This window comes from Paenibacillus sp. 1SOY10 (assembly GCF_056836745.1).
On the sequence record NZ_JBXENK010000012.1, the window covers coordinates 97,962 to 117,228 of the forward strand.

Annotated in this window: 19 protein-coding genes; 7 read left to right on the forward strand and 12 right to left on the reverse strand. The window is 49.8% G+C overall.

The genetic code is table 11. The features are described from left to right. The first annotated feature begins 14 nt into the window (after positions 1–14). Genes AC1VOR_RS20660 through AC1VOR_RS20675 form a run of 4 tightly spaced genes read left to right on the forward strand, consistent with a single transcriptional unit; the run spans position 15 to position 3,275 of the window. On the forward strand, positions 15–575 hold the full coding sequence (locus tag AC1VOR_RS20660; RefSeq protein WP_482620661.1) for a vWA domain-containing protein: 561 nt from the start codon (positions 15–17) through the stop codon (positions 573–575). After that, positions 557–1,387, forward strand: a complete 831-nt coding sequence (locus AC1VOR_RS20665; RefSeq protein ID WP_482620663.1) for a serine/threonine protein kinase — start codon at positions 557–559, stop codon at positions 1,385–1,387. Before AC1VOR_RS20660 ends, AC1VOR_RS20665 begins: the two co-directional genes overlap by 19 nt. A 29-nt stretch (positions 1,388–1,416) precedes the next feature. Further along, positions 1,417–2,466: a type IV pilus twitching motility protein PilT gene (locus tag AC1VOR_RS20670; protein ID WP_482620664.1), complete on the forward strand. Its 1,050-nt coding sequence runs from the start codon at positions 1,417–1,419 to the stop codon at positions 2,464–2,466. Further along, a complete protein-coding gene (locus AC1VOR_RS20675; RefSeq protein ID WP_482620666.1) occupies positions 2,463–3,275 on the forward strand; it encodes a prepilin peptidase in 813 nt (270 codons plus the stop codon). Before AC1VOR_RS20670 ends, AC1VOR_RS20675 begins: the two co-directional genes overlap by 4 nt. Positions 3,276–3,354: 79 nt before the next feature. Here AC1VOR_RS20675 and AC1VOR_RS20680 read toward each other — a convergent pair whose 3' ends face one another. The 8 genes from AC1VOR_RS20680 to rlmD all read right to left on the reverse strand — a co-directional run bounded on the left by AC1VOR_RS20680 (position 3,355) and on the right by rlmD (position 11,205). Beyond that, positions 3,355–4,467: a TolB family protein gene (locus AC1VOR_RS20680; protein ID WP_482620667.1), complete on the reverse strand. Its 1,113-nt coding sequence runs from the start codon at positions 4,465–4,467 to the stop codon at positions 3,355–3,357. 107 nt (positions 4,468–4,574) lie between these two features. Further along, positions 4,575–6,035, reverse strand: a complete 1,461-nt coding sequence (locus AC1VOR_RS20685; RefSeq protein WP_482620669.1) for a sensor histidine kinase — start codon at positions 6,033–6,035, stop codon at positions 4,575–4,577. Continuing rightward, positions 6,025–6,720: a response regulator transcription factor gene (locus AC1VOR_RS20690; RefSeq protein ID WP_482620671.1), complete on the reverse strand. Its 696-nt coding sequence runs from the start codon at positions 6,718–6,720 to the stop codon at positions 6,025–6,027. Before AC1VOR_RS20690 ends, AC1VOR_RS20685 begins: the two co-directional genes overlap by 11 nt. A 156-nt stretch (positions 6,721–6,876) precedes the next feature. Then, entirely contained in the window at positions 6,877–7,524 is a 648-nt protein-coding gene (locus AC1VOR_RS20695) for an ABC-2 transporter permease (RefSeq protein WP_482620673.1), read from the reverse strand. Then, positions 7,521–8,381 carry an ABC transporter ATP-binding protein gene (locus AC1VOR_RS20700; protein WP_482620675.1) on the reverse strand — a complete coding sequence of 287 codons (861 nt, stop codon included), beginning with the start codon at positions 8,379–8,381 and terminating at the stop codon, positions 7,521–7,523. The genes AC1VOR_RS20695 and AC1VOR_RS20700 overlap by 4 nt, the downstream gene beginning before the upstream one ends. A 2-nt stretch (positions 8,382–8,383) precedes the next feature. Further along, positions 8,384–8,761 carry a GntR family transcriptional regulator gene (locus tag AC1VOR_RS20705; RefSeq protein ID WP_482620677.1) on the reverse strand — a complete coding sequence of 126 codons (378 nt, stop codon included), beginning with the start codon at positions 8,759–8,761 and terminating at the stop codon, positions 8,384–8,386. Between the two features lie 167 nt (positions 8,762–8,928). Next, on the reverse strand, positions 8,929–9,729 hold the full coding sequence (locus AC1VOR_RS20710) for a hypothetical protein (RefSeq protein ID WP_482620679.1): 801 nt from the start codon (positions 9,727–9,729) through the stop codon (positions 8,929–8,931). 15 nt (positions 9,730–9,744) lie between these two features. Next, on the reverse strand, positions 9,745–11,205 hold the full coding sequence (gene rlmD / locus AC1VOR_RS20715; protein WP_482620680.1) for a 23S rRNA (uracil(1939)-C(5))-methyltransferase RlmD: 1,461 nt from the start codon (positions 11,203–11,205) through the stop codon (positions 9,745–9,747). Positions 11,206–11,367: 162 nt separating this feature from the next. Between rlmD and recQ the strand changes: the two genes are divergently transcribed. Next, positions 11,368–13,200 carry a DNA helicase RecQ gene (gene recQ, locus AC1VOR_RS20720; protein ID WP_482620682.1) on the forward strand — a complete coding sequence of 611 codons (1,833 nt, stop codon included), beginning with the start codon at positions 11,368–11,370 and terminating at the stop codon, positions 13,198–13,200. 12 nt (positions 13,201–13,212) lie between these two features. After that, positions 13,213–15,033 carry a B12-binding domain-containing radical SAM protein gene (locus AC1VOR_RS20725; RefSeq protein WP_482620684.1) on the forward strand — a complete coding sequence of 607 codons (1,821 nt, stop codon included), beginning with the start codon at positions 13,213–13,215 and terminating at the stop codon, positions 15,031–15,033. Positions 15,034–15,136: 103 nt separating this feature from the next. On the opposite strand, the gene AC1VOR_RS20730 is transcribed toward AC1VOR_RS20725, so the two are convergent. Genes AC1VOR_RS20730 through mnmL form a run of 4 tightly spaced genes read right to left on the reverse strand, consistent with a single transcriptional unit; the run spans position 15,137 to position 18,099 of the window. After that, positions 15,137–16,069: a lysophospholipase gene (locus AC1VOR_RS20730; RefSeq protein WP_482620686.1), complete on the reverse strand. Its 933-nt coding sequence runs from the start codon at positions 16,067–16,069 to the stop codon at positions 15,137–15,139. A gap of 43 nt (positions 16,070–16,112) precedes the next feature. Then, positions 16,113–16,511 carry a VOC family protein gene (locus tag AC1VOR_RS20735; RefSeq protein ID WP_482620688.1) on the reverse strand — a complete coding sequence of 133 codons (399 nt, stop codon included), beginning with the start codon at positions 16,509–16,511 and terminating at the stop codon, positions 16,113–16,115. Between the two features lie 50 nt (positions 16,512–16,561). Continuing rightward, positions 16,562–17,143, reverse strand: a complete 582-nt coding sequence (gene mnmM / locus AC1VOR_RS20740) for a tRNA 5-(aminomethyl)-2-thiouridylate-methyltransferase MnmM (RefSeq protein ID WP_482620689.1) — start codon at positions 17,141–17,143, stop codon at positions 16,562–16,564. A gap of 2 nt (positions 17,144–17,145) precedes the next feature. Next, positions 17,146–18,099: a tRNA modification radical SAM protein MnmL/YtqA gene (gene mnmL, locus AC1VOR_RS20745; protein WP_482620694.1), complete on the reverse strand. Its 954-nt coding sequence runs from the start codon at positions 18,097–18,099 to the stop codon at positions 17,146–17,148. 333 nt (positions 18,100–18,432) lie between these two features. Between mnmL and trmB the strand changes: the two genes are divergently transcribed. Next, complete coding sequence (gene trmB / locus AC1VOR_RS20750) at positions 18,433–19,140, forward strand: tRNA (guanosine(46)-N7)-methyltransferase TrmB (RefSeq protein WP_482620690.1); 708 nt, start codon at positions 18,433–18,435, stop codon at positions 19,138–19,140. The last annotated feature ends 127 nt before the right edge of the window (positions 19,141–19,267 follow it).

Sequence of the window (19,267 nt, forward strand, 5' to 3'; positions counted from 1 at the left end):
AGAGGATGGTTCTAGTGGGGAAGAGACTCCTGGCTTTTGGCAGAGGGGCTAAGGGAACTTTGGTTCTTGAATCGGGCATTTTGCTGCCGGCCTATTTGATTTTGCTATTGTTTCTGCTTACGTTAATCAAGCTATCCGTCGTGTTTGCTTTTTCCAATGAGCTTGCTTATAGCACGGCCTCTTATAGTGCCCGCGCTGCTAACCTGTTCGATAGAGCTTACTTCTACTTTGCCGAGGAACAATCCAATGTGGAGGCGTACAGGCAGTTCTTCAAGGCCGCCCAGCAGGCTAATTCGGATAACGGGTTAGGTGAGCTGTTGAATGGCATCAGCAACGGCTCTCAGGAATTGACGGACAGCTTGGGCAAGGCAATCCTGGTTGACGTCCGTCTGAAGGAGTTTGAAGACCATGTCCTGTTCCGCAAAGACAGTATTGAGGTCGAGAAGGTAAGCTTTGACAATAAGATGGTCGAGGTGATCATCTCCTACAAGACGACTATACCTGTACCATTCAAGCGGCAGGATTTTGTATTTACGGCAGGAGCCTATGAACGGCAGTGGATTGGCAAATGGTAATCAGTGGTTCGGATTCGGATTTGCTCGCCTCGCGGTATCGCATCCTCTATCCACTGGGGCAAGGGATGGAGGCAGTCGTGTTCTTGGCTGAGGACGCCAGGCTCTGTGGCAGGCTACGGGCAATCAAACTATATAAACAAGGAATTGAGAGCCGCTATATACAGGAACGGGATGTCCTGGTTGGTGTGCAGCATCCCTTTGTCCCATCAATTGTGGATATCATTGACACGAGTGAGGCAGCGCCGTCTGGAGGGTTGGTTATGGAGTATGTGCAGGGCATGAGTATACAGGAGCACTTTCGGGCAAGGGGGAAGACGCTGAATGAATCGCTGGTGCTGGACTGGGGGATACAGCTATGTGGCATTTTGGACTATTTACACAATAGTCTACCTCAGCCAGTCATTCACCGGGACTTGAAGCCGGGCAACGTACTGCTGGATGAGCGGGGACAGCTTCACCTGATCGACTTTGGCAGTTCCAGATGGTATAAGGCTGATGGGCTGCTGGATACGGTGCGTCTGGGTACCACGGGATTTGCCGCACCCGAGCAATATGAGCATGAGCAGTCGGATGCCCGTACGGATTTATATGGGCTTGGTGCCTTTATGTATTATTTGCTGAATCAGGGCAGGCTGCATTATTTCGCCCAGGCCGACGACAGAAGCAATCATGCAGTGACAGTGAGAACCAGAGGAATTATGAAGAAGCTGCTGGCGTATGAACGCCAAGCTCGATTTCAATCGGCCCTGGAAGCCGGGCAAGCCATGGAGAAGGCCAGGCGCAAAGCGTTGTCGCTTTGGAACTTATACTGATCTTGATTACTTGAAGAGGGGACAAGCCGATGGTCATAACCGTGCAGACCTTATTTAATTTTGCCAGGAACGTCCAGGCATCGGATATACATATTACTACGGGAGCATATGCAATGTTCAGGGTGAACGGTCGGCTCCGTCCGTTGCCCAATTCTCCCCTGCTGACGTCCCGAGATGGGGAGGATATTGCCAAGCAACTGATGAGTGAAGAGCAACTTGTTCGACTATATGAGCGGGGGCAGACGGAATTTTCTTACACCGATGATATGCAGGCACGTTACCGCATAAGCGTGTTCTTGCAGAAGGGAACCGTCAGCTTGGTCATTCGGCTATTGGCTTCGCGAATTCCCTCGCTGGAGCAGCTTGGTTTGCCACCAGCTATTGTCGAACTGGCTAATAAGCGGCAAGGTCTGCTGCTTGTGACCGGACCTACAGGGAGTGGGAAGACAACAAGTCTCGCAGCCATTTTGGATTATATCAATGATACTTGCGATTATCATATTCTTACGCTGGAGGACCCGATAGAATTTGTCCATCCTCATAAGCAATCCATCTTCAACCAGCGGGAGATTGGCCGGGATTCTGAGAGCTTTGCCATAGCGTTGAAGGGTGCGCTGCGTCAGGATCCGGATGTGATTCTGATTGGCGAGATGCGGGATCTGGAGACGATACAGATTGCCTTAACTGCTGCCGAGACAGGGCATCTGGTACTTGGGACACTGCATACGGGAGATGCTCAGCAGACGATTGACCGTATCCTTAACGTCTTCCCGCCAGAAGGACAGCAGCAGGTTCGGCAGCAGCTATCCTCCGTATTGCTGGGCGTCATGTCTCAGCGGCTGATCCCGCTTAAGAATGGCCGTGGGCGGGTAGCCTCCGTGGAACTGCTTATTAATACACCTGCCATTGCCAATCTGATTCGTTCGGAGAAGGTGCATCAAATTCGCTCTGTAATGCATACGAGCCAGCTCAAAGGTATGCAAAGCATGGATACCGCCGTGCGCGAGTTGCTGCTGAAGCGGCTGGTAACTGAAGAGGCGGCAGCGGAGGCATTGGCCGGATTGGTCGAACTGACATGAACGAGTGGATCATATCAGGCTTTGAAGCTACGGGCATTATCTTTTGCTGTATCCTTGGCTTGCTGGTAGGTAGCTTTCTCAACGTAGCTGCAATCCGTATACCCCGGGGTCAATCGGTGATTGCCCCGCCGTCTCATTGTATGCACTGTCATCATCGGCTCCAGATCGTTGATCTGATTCCAGTAGCCAGCTATTTACTACTAAAAGGAAAATGCCGCTATTGCGGTATCCGGATATCTGCCCGGTATATCCTGGGAGAACTCGTTGCTTGCATTGTTTTTATGCTGCTTGGAGTATGGTGGGGAGTGGATCCGGAATTAATTGTAGCCTTGGTCTTGGCGAGCGTGCTACTCACGGCTGCTCTTACAGATTTGCAAGAGATGATTATACCAGATAAGCTGATTGGGTTTGCTATGGTGAGTGGTGTTCTGCTGCGGTTATGGATTCATCCCTTGCCACTGTGGAATTACGGGCTTGGCTTCCTGGCTGGCGGTGGTGTCTTGTACGCCATAGCCTGGCTAGGCTGGAAGCTTTATGGCAAGGATGTGATGGGTGGAGGAGATATCAAGCTTCTTGCGGTTATTGGCTTGTTTGCGGGACTACATGCCGTGGTCTTTACCCTACTGGCAGCCAGTCTGCTTGCCCTTGGAGTGACGGGGCTACGAGCCTTGTTTGGAGCATACCGCCGTGGAGCGGTTATTGTCTTTGGCCCCTATTTAGCGCTGGGTGGCCTTGTGGGGTATCTATGGGCTGAGCCTCTAGCTGCGGGTTACCGTGCCTGGCTGTTCTCCCTGATAGTAGCTTATTAATTGTTCTGCCTCATTAAAACGCTCCCCATGAAGTGAACAGGTCAGTCTAGCACCTGCCTCTCCATGGGGAGTACAATAATTACTGTAACGAGGATTTCAAATAAACAATGCTGCTATTATACTGTTCCCCATCCCACTGTGCATAAGCAAGCTGCTCTCCGGTAGGACTCCAGCTAGTTAGGGCATTTGTAATATCCACGGCAATCGAGGTGGACTCGCCTGCTAGAAGATCATGCACGTATAAGCCGCTGACGGAAGCCCCGTTCTCTTCGCCTTTTATGCTGTAGGCAATCATCCGTTGGTCCGGGGACCAGGAAATGCCGCCCAGTTCGACGCCCTCAGCTATTTGCTTAAGATTGCTTCCATCCGCATCTGCCAGCGATAATGTTTGTTTAGCTCCGTTATACTGCAAGACCAGGATTTTGTTCTGATCCGGGGATGGGTAGAGGCCGCCCACATTAGGCAGGTCTAAGCTGGTCATATTCCGGGTAGTCAGATTGAGAGCTTGCAGTGTATTGTCACTGGAAGTATTGTAATAAACCGTATCCTTGACCTTCCTAACAATAAACAGGGCCTCCTGATCGAGTTCCGAGAGAGAGGTTGCTTTTCCCTTCGTATCGGAGATATAAGCCCCATTCATATACCCGGCCCCGACAATAGTATCCGGATCCGCCCAGTAGGCGCTACCTACATTGCCGACATTCTCTCCGGAAATTTTGGAGCTATTCAGACTATCAAGGTCAAGCACCTCATACGACGGGTCTCCCAGACTATTTACAGAATAAAGTAAATACTTGTGGTCCGGCGAGAGCTTTGCTCCGCCCAGATTCAGGTTAGACTCTTCTTTAAGCAAAGTATACTCTTGGGTAGCCAGATTGTATTTGTATAAGCTCCTTGGGTGATGACTAGCCAACTCTTCAAGGCTCATTTCTTCCAAGGACTCATTCTCCCTCGCAACGATGAGCGTGTTCTCATCCAGCCAATCCGAGATTTCCACATCCTTATAGGCATCGATCTTCACGATGGAAATTCCGGGCTCACCAGCATCACCTTTATCATCATCAATAATGGTAATGGAACTCCCTGGCTCCTCGATGGTGACCTTGCCATTGTCTTGTGCCCCGTTACATCCTGCGGCCAGAAGCAGGACAGTCAATATGCAGATCGTTTTAGTTAATGTTATGGTTTTCATTTTCTCTTCGCCTCCTCGATAATTAAATTATCAAGAACTTGTTTCGTGGGAATCTACAAATGTAGCCATCAGGTTAACAATTGTATCCAACTTGTAAACAAAGCGGATCAAGCTGAATCAGATGCGGGAAAGACCATCCTGAACCGACTACCCTCTGGCCCGGTATGAATCAGAGCGATGGAGCCTCGCATCATTTCTGCGTGCTTCCGGGTAAGTGACAAGCCAAGCCCGGCCCCGCCATGCTCCCTGGATCTATTCTTATCTACGGTGTAGAAGGGTTCAAATACTTTCTCAGCCAGCTCGGGGGGAATGCCAATCCCGGTATCGGCAATCTCAATAACTACCTGGTCAGCGGCTACGTAACTCTTGATGGAGATGTTTCCATTCGTTTTATTATATTTGATTGCATTGTCCAGTAAATTAACCAGAACAAGGGTCAAGCTGTCCTTGTCCCCCTGGATGTAGGTGTCCTCCAGCTCGACATGGAGCCTAATATCAAACTTATCGATTTTTCCCTTCAAGCTGCCCAGTACGGATTCGATTGCTGGCTTAACCGCGAGCTTCTCAAGCTTAAGCTCGAAATCATATTTCTCCAGTGCGGATAGCTGCAAGACCTTATCGACCATTTGATAAAGGCGTTCGGTCTCGCCCTTCACATTGACAATCGCCGTCTGCAGCAGCTTCTCGTCATCCGGATACATCTCCAGCAGATCAATGTAGGCCTTGATGGAGGTAAGAGGGGTCTTGAATTCGTGAGTAACATTGCCGATGAATTGTTTCTGTTGAATGTCCAGCAAGGACAGTTTGTCCACCGCGAGCTTGAGCTTATTTTGCTCGTCTTCCATGCCCTGAATGGTTTGTTTGATCTGTCCGCTCATCGCATGAATTCCTTGACTTAGCTTGCCGATCTCATCCTTGCGTCTGAGGGTAGTAGTGTCATAGTGGCCCTTCCCTATCCGTTCGACCAGTTGATTAAGCTTAATAATGCCTGTGGCAAAGGAATTAAAATATATATTACCGACGAGGAAGCTCAAGATAAATACACCCGCGCCTATATAGATGAACAACTGCCGGATATCGTTATAAAAGGCCTGATGGGTGGATAGGGAGTAATAGAATTGTATAACCCCCACTTGCTCATTGCCTGCTCGAAGTGGTGTCAGATAGAAGAGAGAATCCCCTTCCACGAGATAAGCCGTTTTATGCTCCAGGGCGTAGGAGAGCGTTCTCTTGATGTTGGCCGGGGAGGAGGTTGTTGTCTTGCGGCTGACAGGTTCTCCCGCCATATCATATAGAACTAAGGCTTGTCCGCTAATTAGCTCCAGCTCCTCGGCGAACTCCTGGCCTTTGGTGGTGAGGAAGGTTTCAGGGACTTTGCTTTCTTCCGAAAGGATGGTCTGTATAAAATACATATTCGCCGTTTTGGCTTGCTGCGCTAAATATTGTTCGTATTGATTCTGCTGATTGTTCTCAATGCCTCGCAGCACCAGTAAGCTGAGCAGAAATACGACAAGGAGTAGCAGGGCGGCCAGAAACAGGCTGAATTTAATTCTTATACTAATTCTCACGGTTGCCTCCCAAGGCCTTGTAGCCTATGCCGTAGACGGTCTGAACCACACTGTCAAAAGGAGAACCGAGTTTCTTGCGGATACGCTGAACATGAATGTCGACCGTACGCGTACCCCCAAAATAATCGATTCCCCATACTGAATTGAGTAATTGCTCTCGGGTGTAGACCCTTTCTGGATGAGCTAGCATCAGAGCGAGTAAGTCATATTCCTTCGGAGTTAATTCAAGGGGCTGGTCACCTGCCAGAGCGGTGCGTTTATCTGTAAAGAGCGTGATGCCCCCAATGCTGATCTCATCTGAATCCGGGGGATGCTTTGCCGTCTGTATTCTGCGCAACAGAGATTTCAAGCGGGCCAGCAGTTCCCGCATGTCAAACGGCTTGGTCATATAATCATCGGCACCTAGCTCAAGACCTAATACTTTATGAACGATGTCTTCCTTTGCGGTCAACATGATGACCCCAACACGTCCTTTTCCTTGAAGCTTCTTCAAAATTTCATACCCATCCAGGCCGGGGAGCATGACGTCCAGAATCAGGGCATCCGGTTGAAGCTCATCGATCCTCTTCAGGGCTAATTCCCCATGATACACCGCCTCGGCCATATAACCCTCTCTGGTTAAGGCATAAGTGATGGCATCTGCTATGGTTTGTTCATCTTCAATGACAAGGATTTTCTCCTTCATCGCAAGCCGCCACTCCTTTCCGGGAATTCAGCTATCTTTTGCAGTTTACGCTGTTTCCAGCCCTATTACAACATAAGGGCAAATGAAATAACAGCAAGTCAAATCAAGCATGACTCCTGTTCTAATCTTTATAGTAAATGTAGGGTCATTTATTCGCTAAAGCTCTCGATGAGAAAAAATCTGATAGCTAATTCTATACATCATGTAGTCCCAAAGAAATGCAATCATCGGGGAACAACCAAGCAGAATGATAACATACTGTTCTGTGAGAACAATACCAAGCGCAGCTAACAACTGATATACACCCAGACCAATGGCAGCAGGGATCAAGAAGGAGATCAATAGAAGCATACGAGCTTTCTCCGCTCCAAACTTGAATACAAGGGGGATCGAAATACCACCGAAAATCATAGCCACAACCAATGCCGCTAAAGCCACAACTAATAATTCATAAATGCTTGCCAAATTGAATGTAATCTTGCTTGCTATCGTTCCGCCAACAGTACCGATGATCAATCCCATTACCGAACCAATAGCAGAGAAAATTAACAACACGATAAACTTGCTGGCCACCAAATCTTTTTTGGAAACAGGCATGATCATAGCGTATCGTGTCCACTTGGAATTGTCGTCAAACGAAAAAGTAGTCATTATCAGCATACTGTGCAAGATAGCACATACAAATATATATTCTGCCACACCCGATGTAGGAATAAGAGCAGCAGCAAGTATCAGAGCAATGAATAGCATGGACTTTGCGTTGTGCCGAATATTATATAAATCTTTTAAAATGAGGCTTTTCATTTGGCTTGCTCTCCTTTCACATATAGCAGCAAAATATCGTCAATCGTAGCATCGTCCACTACTGCGGATTTATATTTTCTTCTGGCCCTTTCCTTGTCAGACACCAGCACATTCCATTGATAATCCTCTTTACGGTACGCAAGGATATCGGCTTTATCAATTTGGTCGAAGATGGCTGCGCCGCAGCGAATTATGCCGTAGCGATAACGCAATTCGTCTTTCGTTTTACAAAAAAGGAGTTTGCCCTGGTGAATAAAAGTGATATAGTCGGCAACTTTCTCCAAGTCCGTTGTTATGTGGGAGGACATCAAGATGGAGTGGTTTTCGTCCTGGACAAAATCCAGAAAAACATCAAGAATATCATCTCGCATGACCGGATCAAGACCGCTGGTAGCTTCGTCCAAAATCAGCAATTTTGGTTGATGGGAGAGGGCCACAGCCAGGCTCAATTTCATTTTCATTCCTTTGGATAACGTTTTAATTTCTTTGTCCAGGGGAAGGTGGAACCTTTTCAAATATCCTTGGTATAGATCTCGGTCCCATTGTTTATAAGCGATTCTGGAGATGTTACCAACTTGCACGGGGGTCAGCGTATCATAGAAGTTGATACCGTCAAATACAACGCCGATGTCCTCTTTATACTGCTTGGATGAAGATAACTCCTGTCCCCAAAAAGTAACCGTGCCCTCGTCCTTATGGATAAGGTCAAGAATTGCATTGATCGTGGTGCTTTTCCCTGCTCCATTCTCGCCAATCAGCCCCATGATAGTCCCTTTAGGAACAGAAAACGAAACATGGTCTAACTTGAAATCAGCGTATTGTTTGGTCAAATTCTCCACCTGTAAAATGGCTTCCACCGTTATTCCTCCTCTTGATAGAACATCGTCAAAAGTTCAACCAGCTTATCTAACGAAATTCCACTCGTTCGCCCAATTTCAGCAGCCTCTTGCAAATGTTCTTCCGCTAATCGCTGTTGCTCTTCTTGATAAAAATCCTTATTCTGTGCCGATACAAAACTCCCACGGCCAACGGTTGTTTCGATAAAGCCATCTCTCTGTAAATCCTCATATGCTTTTTGAACCGTAATGACACTTACATGGATGGATTTAGCCAATGCCCGCATAGAAGGAATAGGGGTGCCGGTTGGCAATTCGCCACTCATAATCATGGCTTTGATCTGTGAGGTGATCTGCTCGTAAATGGGCTTACTGGTATTACTACTTATGATGATTTCCACAACGCCCCTCCTTCTGTTATTAAGTGTACTTATTGATACAGTACATTATATTACAAAGATACTTGAAATGGGTATAATTTTTAAAAAAAGTTGGTATTCGGGTTTTGAGGCAAGAAAAAAAGGAGCACTATTTTACAGTGCTCCTTAAGTCACAATCCTAACTGTTATTATAATCCTGTCAGTAGATGGATGCGCTGCACATCCTGACTGAATTTTTTGGTTAGCCTAGCTTTGCCGAGATTGGATTTTATAATCTTCAACATCCGTTTGTCCTCAGTAACGGCAAATTTGGCCAACAATTGAAAGCCTGCTTCAGGGGCATGTTCCACGAATACGCTGAGCGCATACTCCAGACCTTTGGACAGAATGCGAAAGTCTTCCGTATTATAGCGGGATTGTCCAGCAATAATCTCATTTAGAATTTGCTCGGATAGCTTCAGCGCATACAAAGCATGAGCAGGTTCCTTGAGCAGGGGAGGGTGGGCTAAAGTTGCTATAAAGGCTCGCTTTTCCAGTGCCCCAGCCGAGCTAAACATCGAATCAAACAAGCTTTGGAGCACTTCAAAATCTTGTTCCCCAATTCTTTGCAGGGCGATTGCAGCAGCTTCACGCATCCGCCATCTGGAGTCAATCATCGCTACATGGCAACGATTCAGGATGATTTCTCGCCGAGCAGACTCTGCGTAGCGGTAGTAGGCCCCCATCGCCTGTAGCGCGGAAAAAGGCAAGAACTCACGGGGATCATCCGTGGGAGCATCCGATATTTGGCTCCAATCCACAATCAATTCCCAAGCTTCGCGAGTTACCTCATTTGATGCGAAGGCATCTGCAAAGGCGGAAGCTACGCCTAGATTCGCCCGTGGACCTGGAAGATTCGACTCGCCTAGCAATCTGTACTCAAGCTGCTTGAAATTATTAGCCTCCTGAAGATCGTCATAGAAAACGTTTTTAGTCACTTTGCTCACCATAGGCCCCTCCTTGTTTTACTGAAGTACCAACTTTGCCACACACTCCACATGACTTGTCTGCGGGAACATATCGACCGGCTGGAGCCATTCCAGCTTGTATCCGCCATCCAGCAGGATTTTGCAATCCTTGGCCAGGGTGGAGGGATTGCAGGAGACGTACACAAAGCGCTTCGGCTTCGTCCGCAGCACAGCTTCGAGGAAGCGGCTATCCAGCCCGGTACGGGGCGGGTCGGCGACGATGACGTCCGGCGAGAAGCCGTTCTTGACCCAGCGGGGCAGCAGTTCTTCGGCGTACCCCGTATGGAATGAAGTATTGGTGCGTTTGTTTCGTTCTGCGTTGGCCCTAGCATCCTCGACCGCTTCCGAGATTGACTCAATTCCGCGTACCTCTTTGGCATAAGGGGCTAGCCATAAGCCGATAGTTCCTGTGCCGCAATAGGCGTCAACCACCGTTTCTTGTCCCGTTAGTCCGGCTGCTGTGCGTACCGACTCGTACAGTTTGACCGTTTGCAGCGGATTAAGCTGGAAGAAGGCGCGAGGGGACAGAGAGAAGTCAAGATCCCCCAATGATTCCTGAATTCCTTCGGAGCCCCAAAGAATTTTGGTTCGTTGCCCGAATATAAGTGAGGTATTCTTGGGATTGACATTCATCGCCAAACAGGTGAGACCCGGAAGGGCAAGGCGAAGCTCCTTGACAAGCTCCTGCCGACGGGGGAGCTTGTCATTCGCCGTGACCAGGGTCACTTGGACCTGGTCTGATTGAAATCCTACGCGGACCACGATCGTCCGCACAAGGCCTTGATTGCTTTTCTCCTTATACACCGGTATGTTAAGGCGCTCTAGTATCCCTCGCGTCTTGTCTACCACTTCATTGACCTTGGGATGCTGAATTGGACAACCGGTAATATCAATTAAGCGGTGGGAATCAGCCGCATATAGTCCTGCGATGATGCCCTTTGGGGAGGTGCCAAGCTGAAGCTGGGCTTTGTTGCGGTACCCCCAGGGGTGATCCATACCGAGCATCGGCTTCATTCTTAGCTCCTGCAAGCCGGCATAACGCGAGAAGGCCTCGCGAATGATGTCCTCCTTACCCGCAAGTTGTCCCTCGTATTTAATATGCTGAATCTGGCATCCGCCGCATACGTCAAAAACGGGACAAGGGGCATCCGTACGCCCAGGGGAACGCTTCTCAATATCCTTGATCCGAGCGGTTATATATTTGGGATCAACCTTGGCAACTTCGGCCTTAACGACCTCCCCGGGGATGCCGCCTTCAATAAATACGGCCTTGCGGCGATAATATCCTACGCCTTCCCCGTTGATGCCCAGTCTCTTGATCGTGATGACAATACGGTCACCGGCGCGCACTTCTTCCGCTTGTTCGCGTTTGGCGGCATAGGGCTTGGAGCGGTTCGCCGGATTGGCGGAGCTATTCTTTTTGCTATTTCGCGGGGTAGCATGCTTGTTTTCTTTCATTTCCAGTCTCCATCCTCAAAACATTTATACAAGCTCACTATACCACGGGCAGAGGGAATGGTTCCATATCCCGGGTTGGATGGATTCGGTTGCCCAATTCGGCAAACCTCGTTAAACTTAATTCATGAAGTCTTTGAATGGGATGTTAGGAGAAATGCTGAAATGACCACGGATGTATTAACGATGGAACAAGCGCAGCAATTGCTGCAAAAATATTACGGTTATCCCGATTTTCGTGAAGGACAACGGCGTATAGTGGCCAGCGTGCTGTCTGGAGCGGATACCTTGGGGATCATGCCAACGGGCGGGGGGAAATCGATCTGCTATCAGATCCCCGCACTGATGCTGCCAGGACTGACGCTAGTCGTGTCGCCGCTGATTTCACTCATGAAGGATCAGGTGGATGCACTAACAGCCACCGGGATATCCGCTGCTTATATCAACAGCACACTGTCGGGAAAAGAAGTCAACGACCGCATCCGCGCGGCACGGCGGGGTGAGCTCAAGCTGCTATATGTAGCGCCGGAGCGGCTGGAGCTGGATTGGTTCCGCGAGGAAATGAGCGGCTTGACCATCTCCTGCGTAGCGGTTGACGAGGCGCACTGCGTCTCACAATGGGGGCATGACTTCCGGACGAGCTATCTGGCCGTCTCGCCGTTCGTGGAGAGCTTGCCACAGCGGCCGATCCTGGCTGCGTTCACAGCTACGGCTACGCCAGAGGTTATGGACGACATGATTCGTCTGCTAAGGCTGGATACGCCGGAGGTGTTCGTCACGGGCCTGGGACGGGACAACCTGTCGATGTCCGTACTTCGCGGTGAGAACAAGAAGGAATTTGTGTTGAATTATGCCAATACCCATGCTCACCAGCCGGGGATTGTTTATGCGGCTACCCGCAAAGAGGTGGACGATCTCTATGAGCGGCTAAGTCGTTCAGGTATTCCCGCCGGACGCTATCATGCAGGCTTAGCCGATAAGGAGCGGGAGGAGAGCCAGGAGGCCTTCCTTTACGATGATATCCGGGTCATGGTAGCGACAAACGCTTTTGGCATGGGCATTGATAAGTCTAACGTTCGGTATGTTATTCATTTCAATATGCCTAAGAATATGGAGGCTTACGTTCAGGAGGCGGGCCGGGCCGGGCGGGACGGCGAGCCCAGCGAATGTATCTTGCTGTTCAGCCCACAGGACATCATGACCCAGAAATTTCTGATTGAACAAAACCCTCAGGACGACGAACGGAAGCGCAATGAGTACCGCAAGCTTCAGCAGATGGTGGAATACTGCTATCAGACAAAGTGCCTGCGCTGGGCGATGCTGGATTACTTTGGTGAGGTGCATGACCATAAGCCCTGTGGCATCTGCAGCTCCTGCCGAGACGAACGCGAACTGGTGGACATGACGAGGGAGGCACAAATCATTTTCTCCTGTATTCACCGAATGCGGGAGCGGTTTGGCGTTTCCCTGGTCGCTTCGGTGCTCAAGGGTTCACAGAACAAGAAAGTGCTACAGTATGGCTTCGAGAAGCTCCCTACATATGGGATGCTGCGTACCCAGACGGAGAAGCAAATCTCTGAGCTGATTAATGTGTTTATTGCCGAGGGGTATCTGGCCTTGTCCGAGGGGCAGTATCCGGTAGTGCGTTTACAGCCGCTGGCAGTGGAGGTGCTGAAAAGCCGCGAGCAGGTGATGTTGCGGGCCCCAGAGCCAACAGCGGCAAGTCGTCCATCTGGCAGCTCACGGCGCCGTAGCTACGACGATGGCCCATCAGCGGTCAACGAGACGGTGTTCGAGCAATTGCGCTTAATTCGCCGGGACTTGGCGGAGAAGGAACATGTGCCCTCTTATATTATATTTAACGATGCGACCTTGCGCGAAATGAGCGTCGTTTGCCCAACCCGTGAAGCGGACATGCTGAAGATCAAGGGCGTAGGTGAGGTCAAGTATCGTAAATATGGGAAGCCGTTTCTGGATTTTTTTCAAAATATGGAGTAGGGTTGTGAGCCTGTGAAAGTCATATTGGCAACGTTGAACGCAAAATTCATTCATACTTCGCTGGCGATCCGCCTGCTGAAGGCCTATAGCGAAAAGGAATTTGATATTGAACTGGCGGAGTATACCATTAAAGATCCGGTGATGAATATCGTCTCCGATCTATTTCAGAAACGGCCAGACGTAGTTGGCTTCTCTTGCTATATCTGGAACATTGAAGAGACGCTTAAGCTGGCGACTTTGCTCAAGAAGGTGCTGCCGGAGCTTCAAATTATACTCGGTGGCCCGGAAGTATCTTATGATGCCAGACATTTTATGGCGCGGTGTGACGATGTGGACTTTATTGTCATGGGAGATGGGGAGGAGACGTTCCATCATTTACTTCAAGAGCTGTCAGGTGAAAGGAAGTTCCATTATGTCTTTGGCGCAGCTTATCGTAAGGGGGAGGAGATCGTCGTTAATCCTCCACGTCCCAACTCTGATCTTAACACGCTGCCATCGCCACATCGTTTTGCGGATGATATTCCCGATTTGGGCAAACGCATAGTCTACTTTGAGACGAGTCGGGGCTGTCCGTTTAACTGTCAGTTCTGCCTGTCCAGTGTAGAGGTGGGGGTGCGTTATTACGATATCGAGCGAGTGAAATCTGATATTTTGTACCTGATTGAGCATGGTGCCAAGATCATCAAGTTCCTGGACCGGACCTTCAACATTAATCGCAGCTATGCGATGGAAATGTTCCAGTTCCTGATTGAGAATCATCAGGGCTGCGTATTCCAATTTGAGATTACAGCCGATATTATGCGGCCAGAGGTACTGGATTACTTGGCGGAGAATGCGCCGCCGGGAATCTTCCGCTTTGAGATCGGGGTACAGTCGACGAATGATGCAACCAATGAACTGGTCAAGCGGCGGCAAAATTTCACCAAGCTCACCCGGACGGTTATGAAGATCAAGGACTGCGGGAAAATTGACCAGCATCTTGATTTGATTGCCGGGCTGCCGGGAGAGGACTACTTCTCCTTCCGTAAAACCTTCAACGATGTATTTGCCATGCGTCCGGAGGAATTGCAGCTTGGATTTCTGAAAATGCTGCGGGGAACGGGACTGCGCAATGAAGCGGCCAAGTATAATTATACATTTATGGATCATGCGCCCTACGAGATTTTAGGTAATGATATCCTGCCGTTCTCGGATGTGATCCGGTTGAAGCGATTGGAGGACATTCTTGAGAAGTATTGGAATGCCCATCGCATGGATCATACGCTGGAGTATCTGATTAGTCGTGAGTTTGAATCTCCGTTTGATTTCTTTCAGGAATTTGGCGACTATTGGGAGGAACAGGGCTGGCAACGTATTGGGCATCAGCTTGAGGATTTATTTACCCGTCTGTATGCTTTCCTGGAGCATCGGGGGATGAACGAGCCAGAGATTGTGCTTGGCTTGTTGAAGCTGGATTATTTGCTGGAACATAAATATAAGCCCCGCAAAATCTGGTGGGAGGACCGCATGAATAAAGAGCGGCGCAGCACAGGCTTTAAGGTGCTGGCAGGACAGTCGCCTCTGCTTCCGGCACGTTATAAAGCATATGGCCTTGAGGAACGTGATTTGCAAAAGTATGCCGTCTTGGAGGAAGTGCCTTTGGCGCTAAGAGAGCATGTGGATGCCGCTGTTCAGCTTGAGCTTGATCCGATGTTGGACACGGCACGAGAGGGCGTATTGCCTGAGAGCTTGCTGCTGGTTGTTCTTTATCAGCAGGAGCTAGGCGAGCGTCCCGTGTATTTCTTGGTATCACCGAACCAGATGGCTCTATCGGGAGGGGCATCGTCCATATAATCAAGTAAGCGGGTAACGAGCCGGGAGGAATCCCGCTCGTTACCCGCTATTTCTTTGCGTACTGACACTGCATTGCAACCAACAACACCATACTGGCGACCGTCTACTCCGGCAGATGCCGCTCCAGCCAGTCACATAAATGCTTCGTGACCTCATCCCGGTTGATTTCATTCAGCATTTCGTGCCGACCATCGGGATATAACCTGGTCTCGACATCCTGGAGGCCAAGTTGTTGGTACAATTTGGCCAAGCGGCGCACACCAGCACCATTCAGGCCAACCGGATCAAGTTCTCCGCCAAAGATATAAACAGGCTTGTGATTCGGAATTTTTTGCATATTGCGGGGCTGATGAATCTCCTGGAGCAAGGTGAAGAAATCGTAGAAGAAGCCTGCACTGCATAGAAAACCGCATTCCGGATCTTCCAGGTACCGATCCACCTCCTGCTCATCGCTGGACAGCCAGTCAAAGGGCGTTCTGACGGGCAGAAATTTGCGATTGAAGCCACCGAAGGTTACTGCATTTAGCAGCAGGCTCCGGTGGCTGTCCCCCTGGAGCCTGGACTGCACACGAGCCAGGCTCTTGCCCAAGGTGAGCAAAGGGCGGGGGCCGTTGGTACCGGAGAGAATAAAGCCGCTATAATGTTCCGGCGCCAGGTACATGACTTTTTGCGTCAAGAAGGAGCCCATGCTGTGACCCATCAGAAATAGCGGCAATCCTGGCTGCTCTTGCCGGATAATTTCGGATAATGCCAGCATATCCTCTGCCATGCCGGTAAAGCCGTCGCTGCCAGGATAGCCGAGCTCCTCCGGGCAGCCCGCAGTACGCCCGTGTCCCCGGTGGTCGCTGGCATATACGATATAGCCGCAGGCAGTCAAGCTACGAGCTAATCGCTCGTAACGCTTGGCCGTTTCTGCCATCCCGTGCGCAATTTGCAGGATGCCCACGGGAGGCGTCTTCGAGTCTTCAGCCCGCCAGCGGTAGACGAAGACGTCATGACCTGTTCCATTATCGAAGGTAAACGTAAGTTCCTCCATACGTCAATCCCTCTCTCACACTCTTTATGTTAGGTCTAACTAATCAGGCCAGAAACGTGGGCTGAAAGAATTCAATTCGCTCCCCATCCGGGCCATTGAAGAAGAAGAAGCGGGCCCCACTCGGCAGATCGCGGATCTCCGGGTCCAGGCCGGAGAGGCCCAGCGAAGAAATCCGTGCATATTCCTCTTCAATGTCACTGGCCGAAAAGGCGAGATGGTGGACCTTACCTTCATTCGGCAACTCTTCGCTATCCTTGATGCTGATCAGTTCGACTTCTACCGTTTCCTGCCCGGGAAAGGCCAGAAAAGCCAGACGAAGTCCATCGTCGACTTCCCCAATGGTATGAAGCAGCTTCATACCGATAATTCGTTCATAAAATTCAATGGAGTCCTCCAGCGCCGAAACGCGGATTCCTATATGTTCAATTTTGCGAATCCCCATTAGTATGCCCCCCATGCAATTGTTCATTTCAAGTGCTACCTCTTCAAGATTTATTTTCGATCAACTGCGATTAAGTATGGTGCAGATGGTCGCTGCAATTGCCTATAGATGATAGTCTGTCCCATGGACGCAGGCAAAGCTTTCGCCCAATCCTCGACAGCCGCCGCTTCAATCTCTCCACCCGGATGCCCGGGGTAGAGAACTGCGGTCAAGACACCGCGTGGACGCAACAGACGAAGTCCGGCCTCCAGTGCGGGGATGGTGCTGTCAGGAACGGTAATTAATGCCGGATCTGCCCCTTCGGCCGGCAGGTAGCCAAGGTTGAACATGACGGCAGCTACCTGTCCATGCACATTCACGGGCAGTTCTTGCTCCATCTGGGCATGACTTACGTTCAGCAGAGTAACATCTGCAATCAAGCCGGTGTCTTCCTTCGCCATCCTGGCTTGGGTCAAGGCAAGGGCTTGCTGCTGAATATCAAAAGAGAAAACTTGGCCTTTGGCTCCGCATGCTTTGGCCAGAAATAACGTATCTGCGCCGGTTCCAGCCGTAGCATCGACGGCGATATCGCCAGGAGTGAGCCGTTCAATTACAAGCTTATGGGCGAAGCTTAACACGGAGAGAAAGCCCATGCCTAGCGCCCCCTCCAGTATTTGCCTTGCCATGTATCCCGTTGCTTTAGTTCATCATCAATGGCATTGAGCACTTCCCACTTCTTCAGGCTCCACATCGGACCTACTAAGAGATCGCGTGGGGCGTCTCCCGTCAGGCGATGGACAATCATGTCCGGTGGGAGGAATTCCAAAGTATCCACGATGAGCTTAACATATTCATCCTGCTCCAGAAAGCGCAATAAGCCGGCTTCGTATTGCTTGACCATCGGCGTCTTGCGCATCAGATGAAGCAGATGAATCTTGATCCCCTGCACATCCATGGCCGCAACGGCGCGTCCAGTATCAAGCATCATCTCATGGGTTTCTTGCGGCAGCCCGTAAATAATGTGGGTACAGACGCGGATGTTCCGTTTGCGCAGTTTCTCTACTGCGTCGGTATAGCATTTCGTATCATGGGCCCGGTTAATGAGCTCAGAGGTGGATTCATGGACCGTCTGCAGGCCCATCTCCACCCAAAGATAAGTCCGCTCGTTCAGCTCAGCAAGATAATCAACCACATCGTCTGGCAAGCAGTCCGGACGGGTGGCGATGGATAGGCCAACAACGCCTGGTTGCTCCAGGATAGCTTCATAGTATTCACGCAGCTGCTCTACCGGTGCATACGTATTCGTATAGGCCTGAAAATAACCGATGTATTTGGCGTGCGGCCATTTCTGGTGCTGACGGTCGCGAATCGTGCCGAATTGAGTCACCAGGTCGTCCCGGCGGCTACCGGCGAAATCTCCCGATCCCCGAGCACTGCAAAACGTACAGCCCCCCTTGGCGATCGAACCATCCCGGTTAGGGCAGGTAAATCCGGCATCCAGCATGACCTTGAACACCTTTTCGCCGAACTGGCTGCGCATTTCTGTATTCCATGTATGAAATCTCTTGTCTCCCCATAAGGTGGGAGAGGTTGTCATCTGTATGCTCATCATAACTCCTTCAATCTGTCACAAAATTTTCTTCTGTATATTTATTCATCTAAAAAAATGCTGTAGATTCGCCGCTTCTACTTGATTCATTGTATCAAATTTTGTGCCAAAAGGGGAATAGAGCCTGCCGTCTTCCTTGCGAAGGGTTACAGAATATGTTATTTTGATAGTATCAAATTCGTGGAACCCCAATTCCAAAATATATCGAAAGAGGAATCATCCGTTCCGTCTCCCCGGCGGCCGTTTGATTCCTTTTTCATTGTGGTCTTTACTTTTACGACGATCTTCGGCAAAATATGCAGGGAATGGATAACACGAAAGCGGAGGAATAGCATGCGTTTACGCGGTAGAAAAGGGATTCGGGAAAACTTGGAGCAGCAGCAGGAATTGGTGGTGCTCCATCCTAAGGAATATAAAGGACGCTGGGCTGAGGTGTTCGGCAATGACCGACCGATTCACATTGAACTTGGTATGGGCAAAGGGCAGTTCATCAGCGGTATGAGTGTCAAATACCCCGACGTTAATTTCATCGGGATGGATATGTATGACGAGTTGATTCGCCGCGGGAGTGAGAAGGTACGAGCGAAGTGGGCTGAGTACGATGGCAGCGAGCCACAGAGTGTTCGCTTGGCGCTGGGCAATATCGAAACGATTGAGGAATTTTTTGCACCTGGAGAAGTGGAACGAATTTATTTGAATTTTAGTGATCCGTGGCCGAAGAAGAAGCACTGGCGTAGACGCCTGACGCATCCACGGTTCCTTGAGAAATATCGTACCCTGCTGAACGACGACGGGGAAATTCACTTCAAGACCGATTCCCGTGTCTTGTTCGAATTTTCGCTTAATGCATTCTCGGCAGTGGGCTTGCAAATGAGCGACATTACGCTCAGCCTTCACGAGGATGGTATTAATGAGGCACATGTGCTGACAGAATACGAAAGCAAATTCGTAGGCAAGGGAATGCCGATTTATCGTTGTGAGGTCATGGTGGGTGAGGCGGCACTCAAGCGCTATCAAGACCGAAAAATGGATATGTTTTAGGGCTCAATCTAAAAATTAGCAGTTGACCGTTAGCGAGGGCGGATGAGCAAACTCACGTAGGGTCAATGAACTGGATATCGCGTTCCCTCCAGGCCTATCCGTGTTTCCCTTTTCTGATTATAGGGAA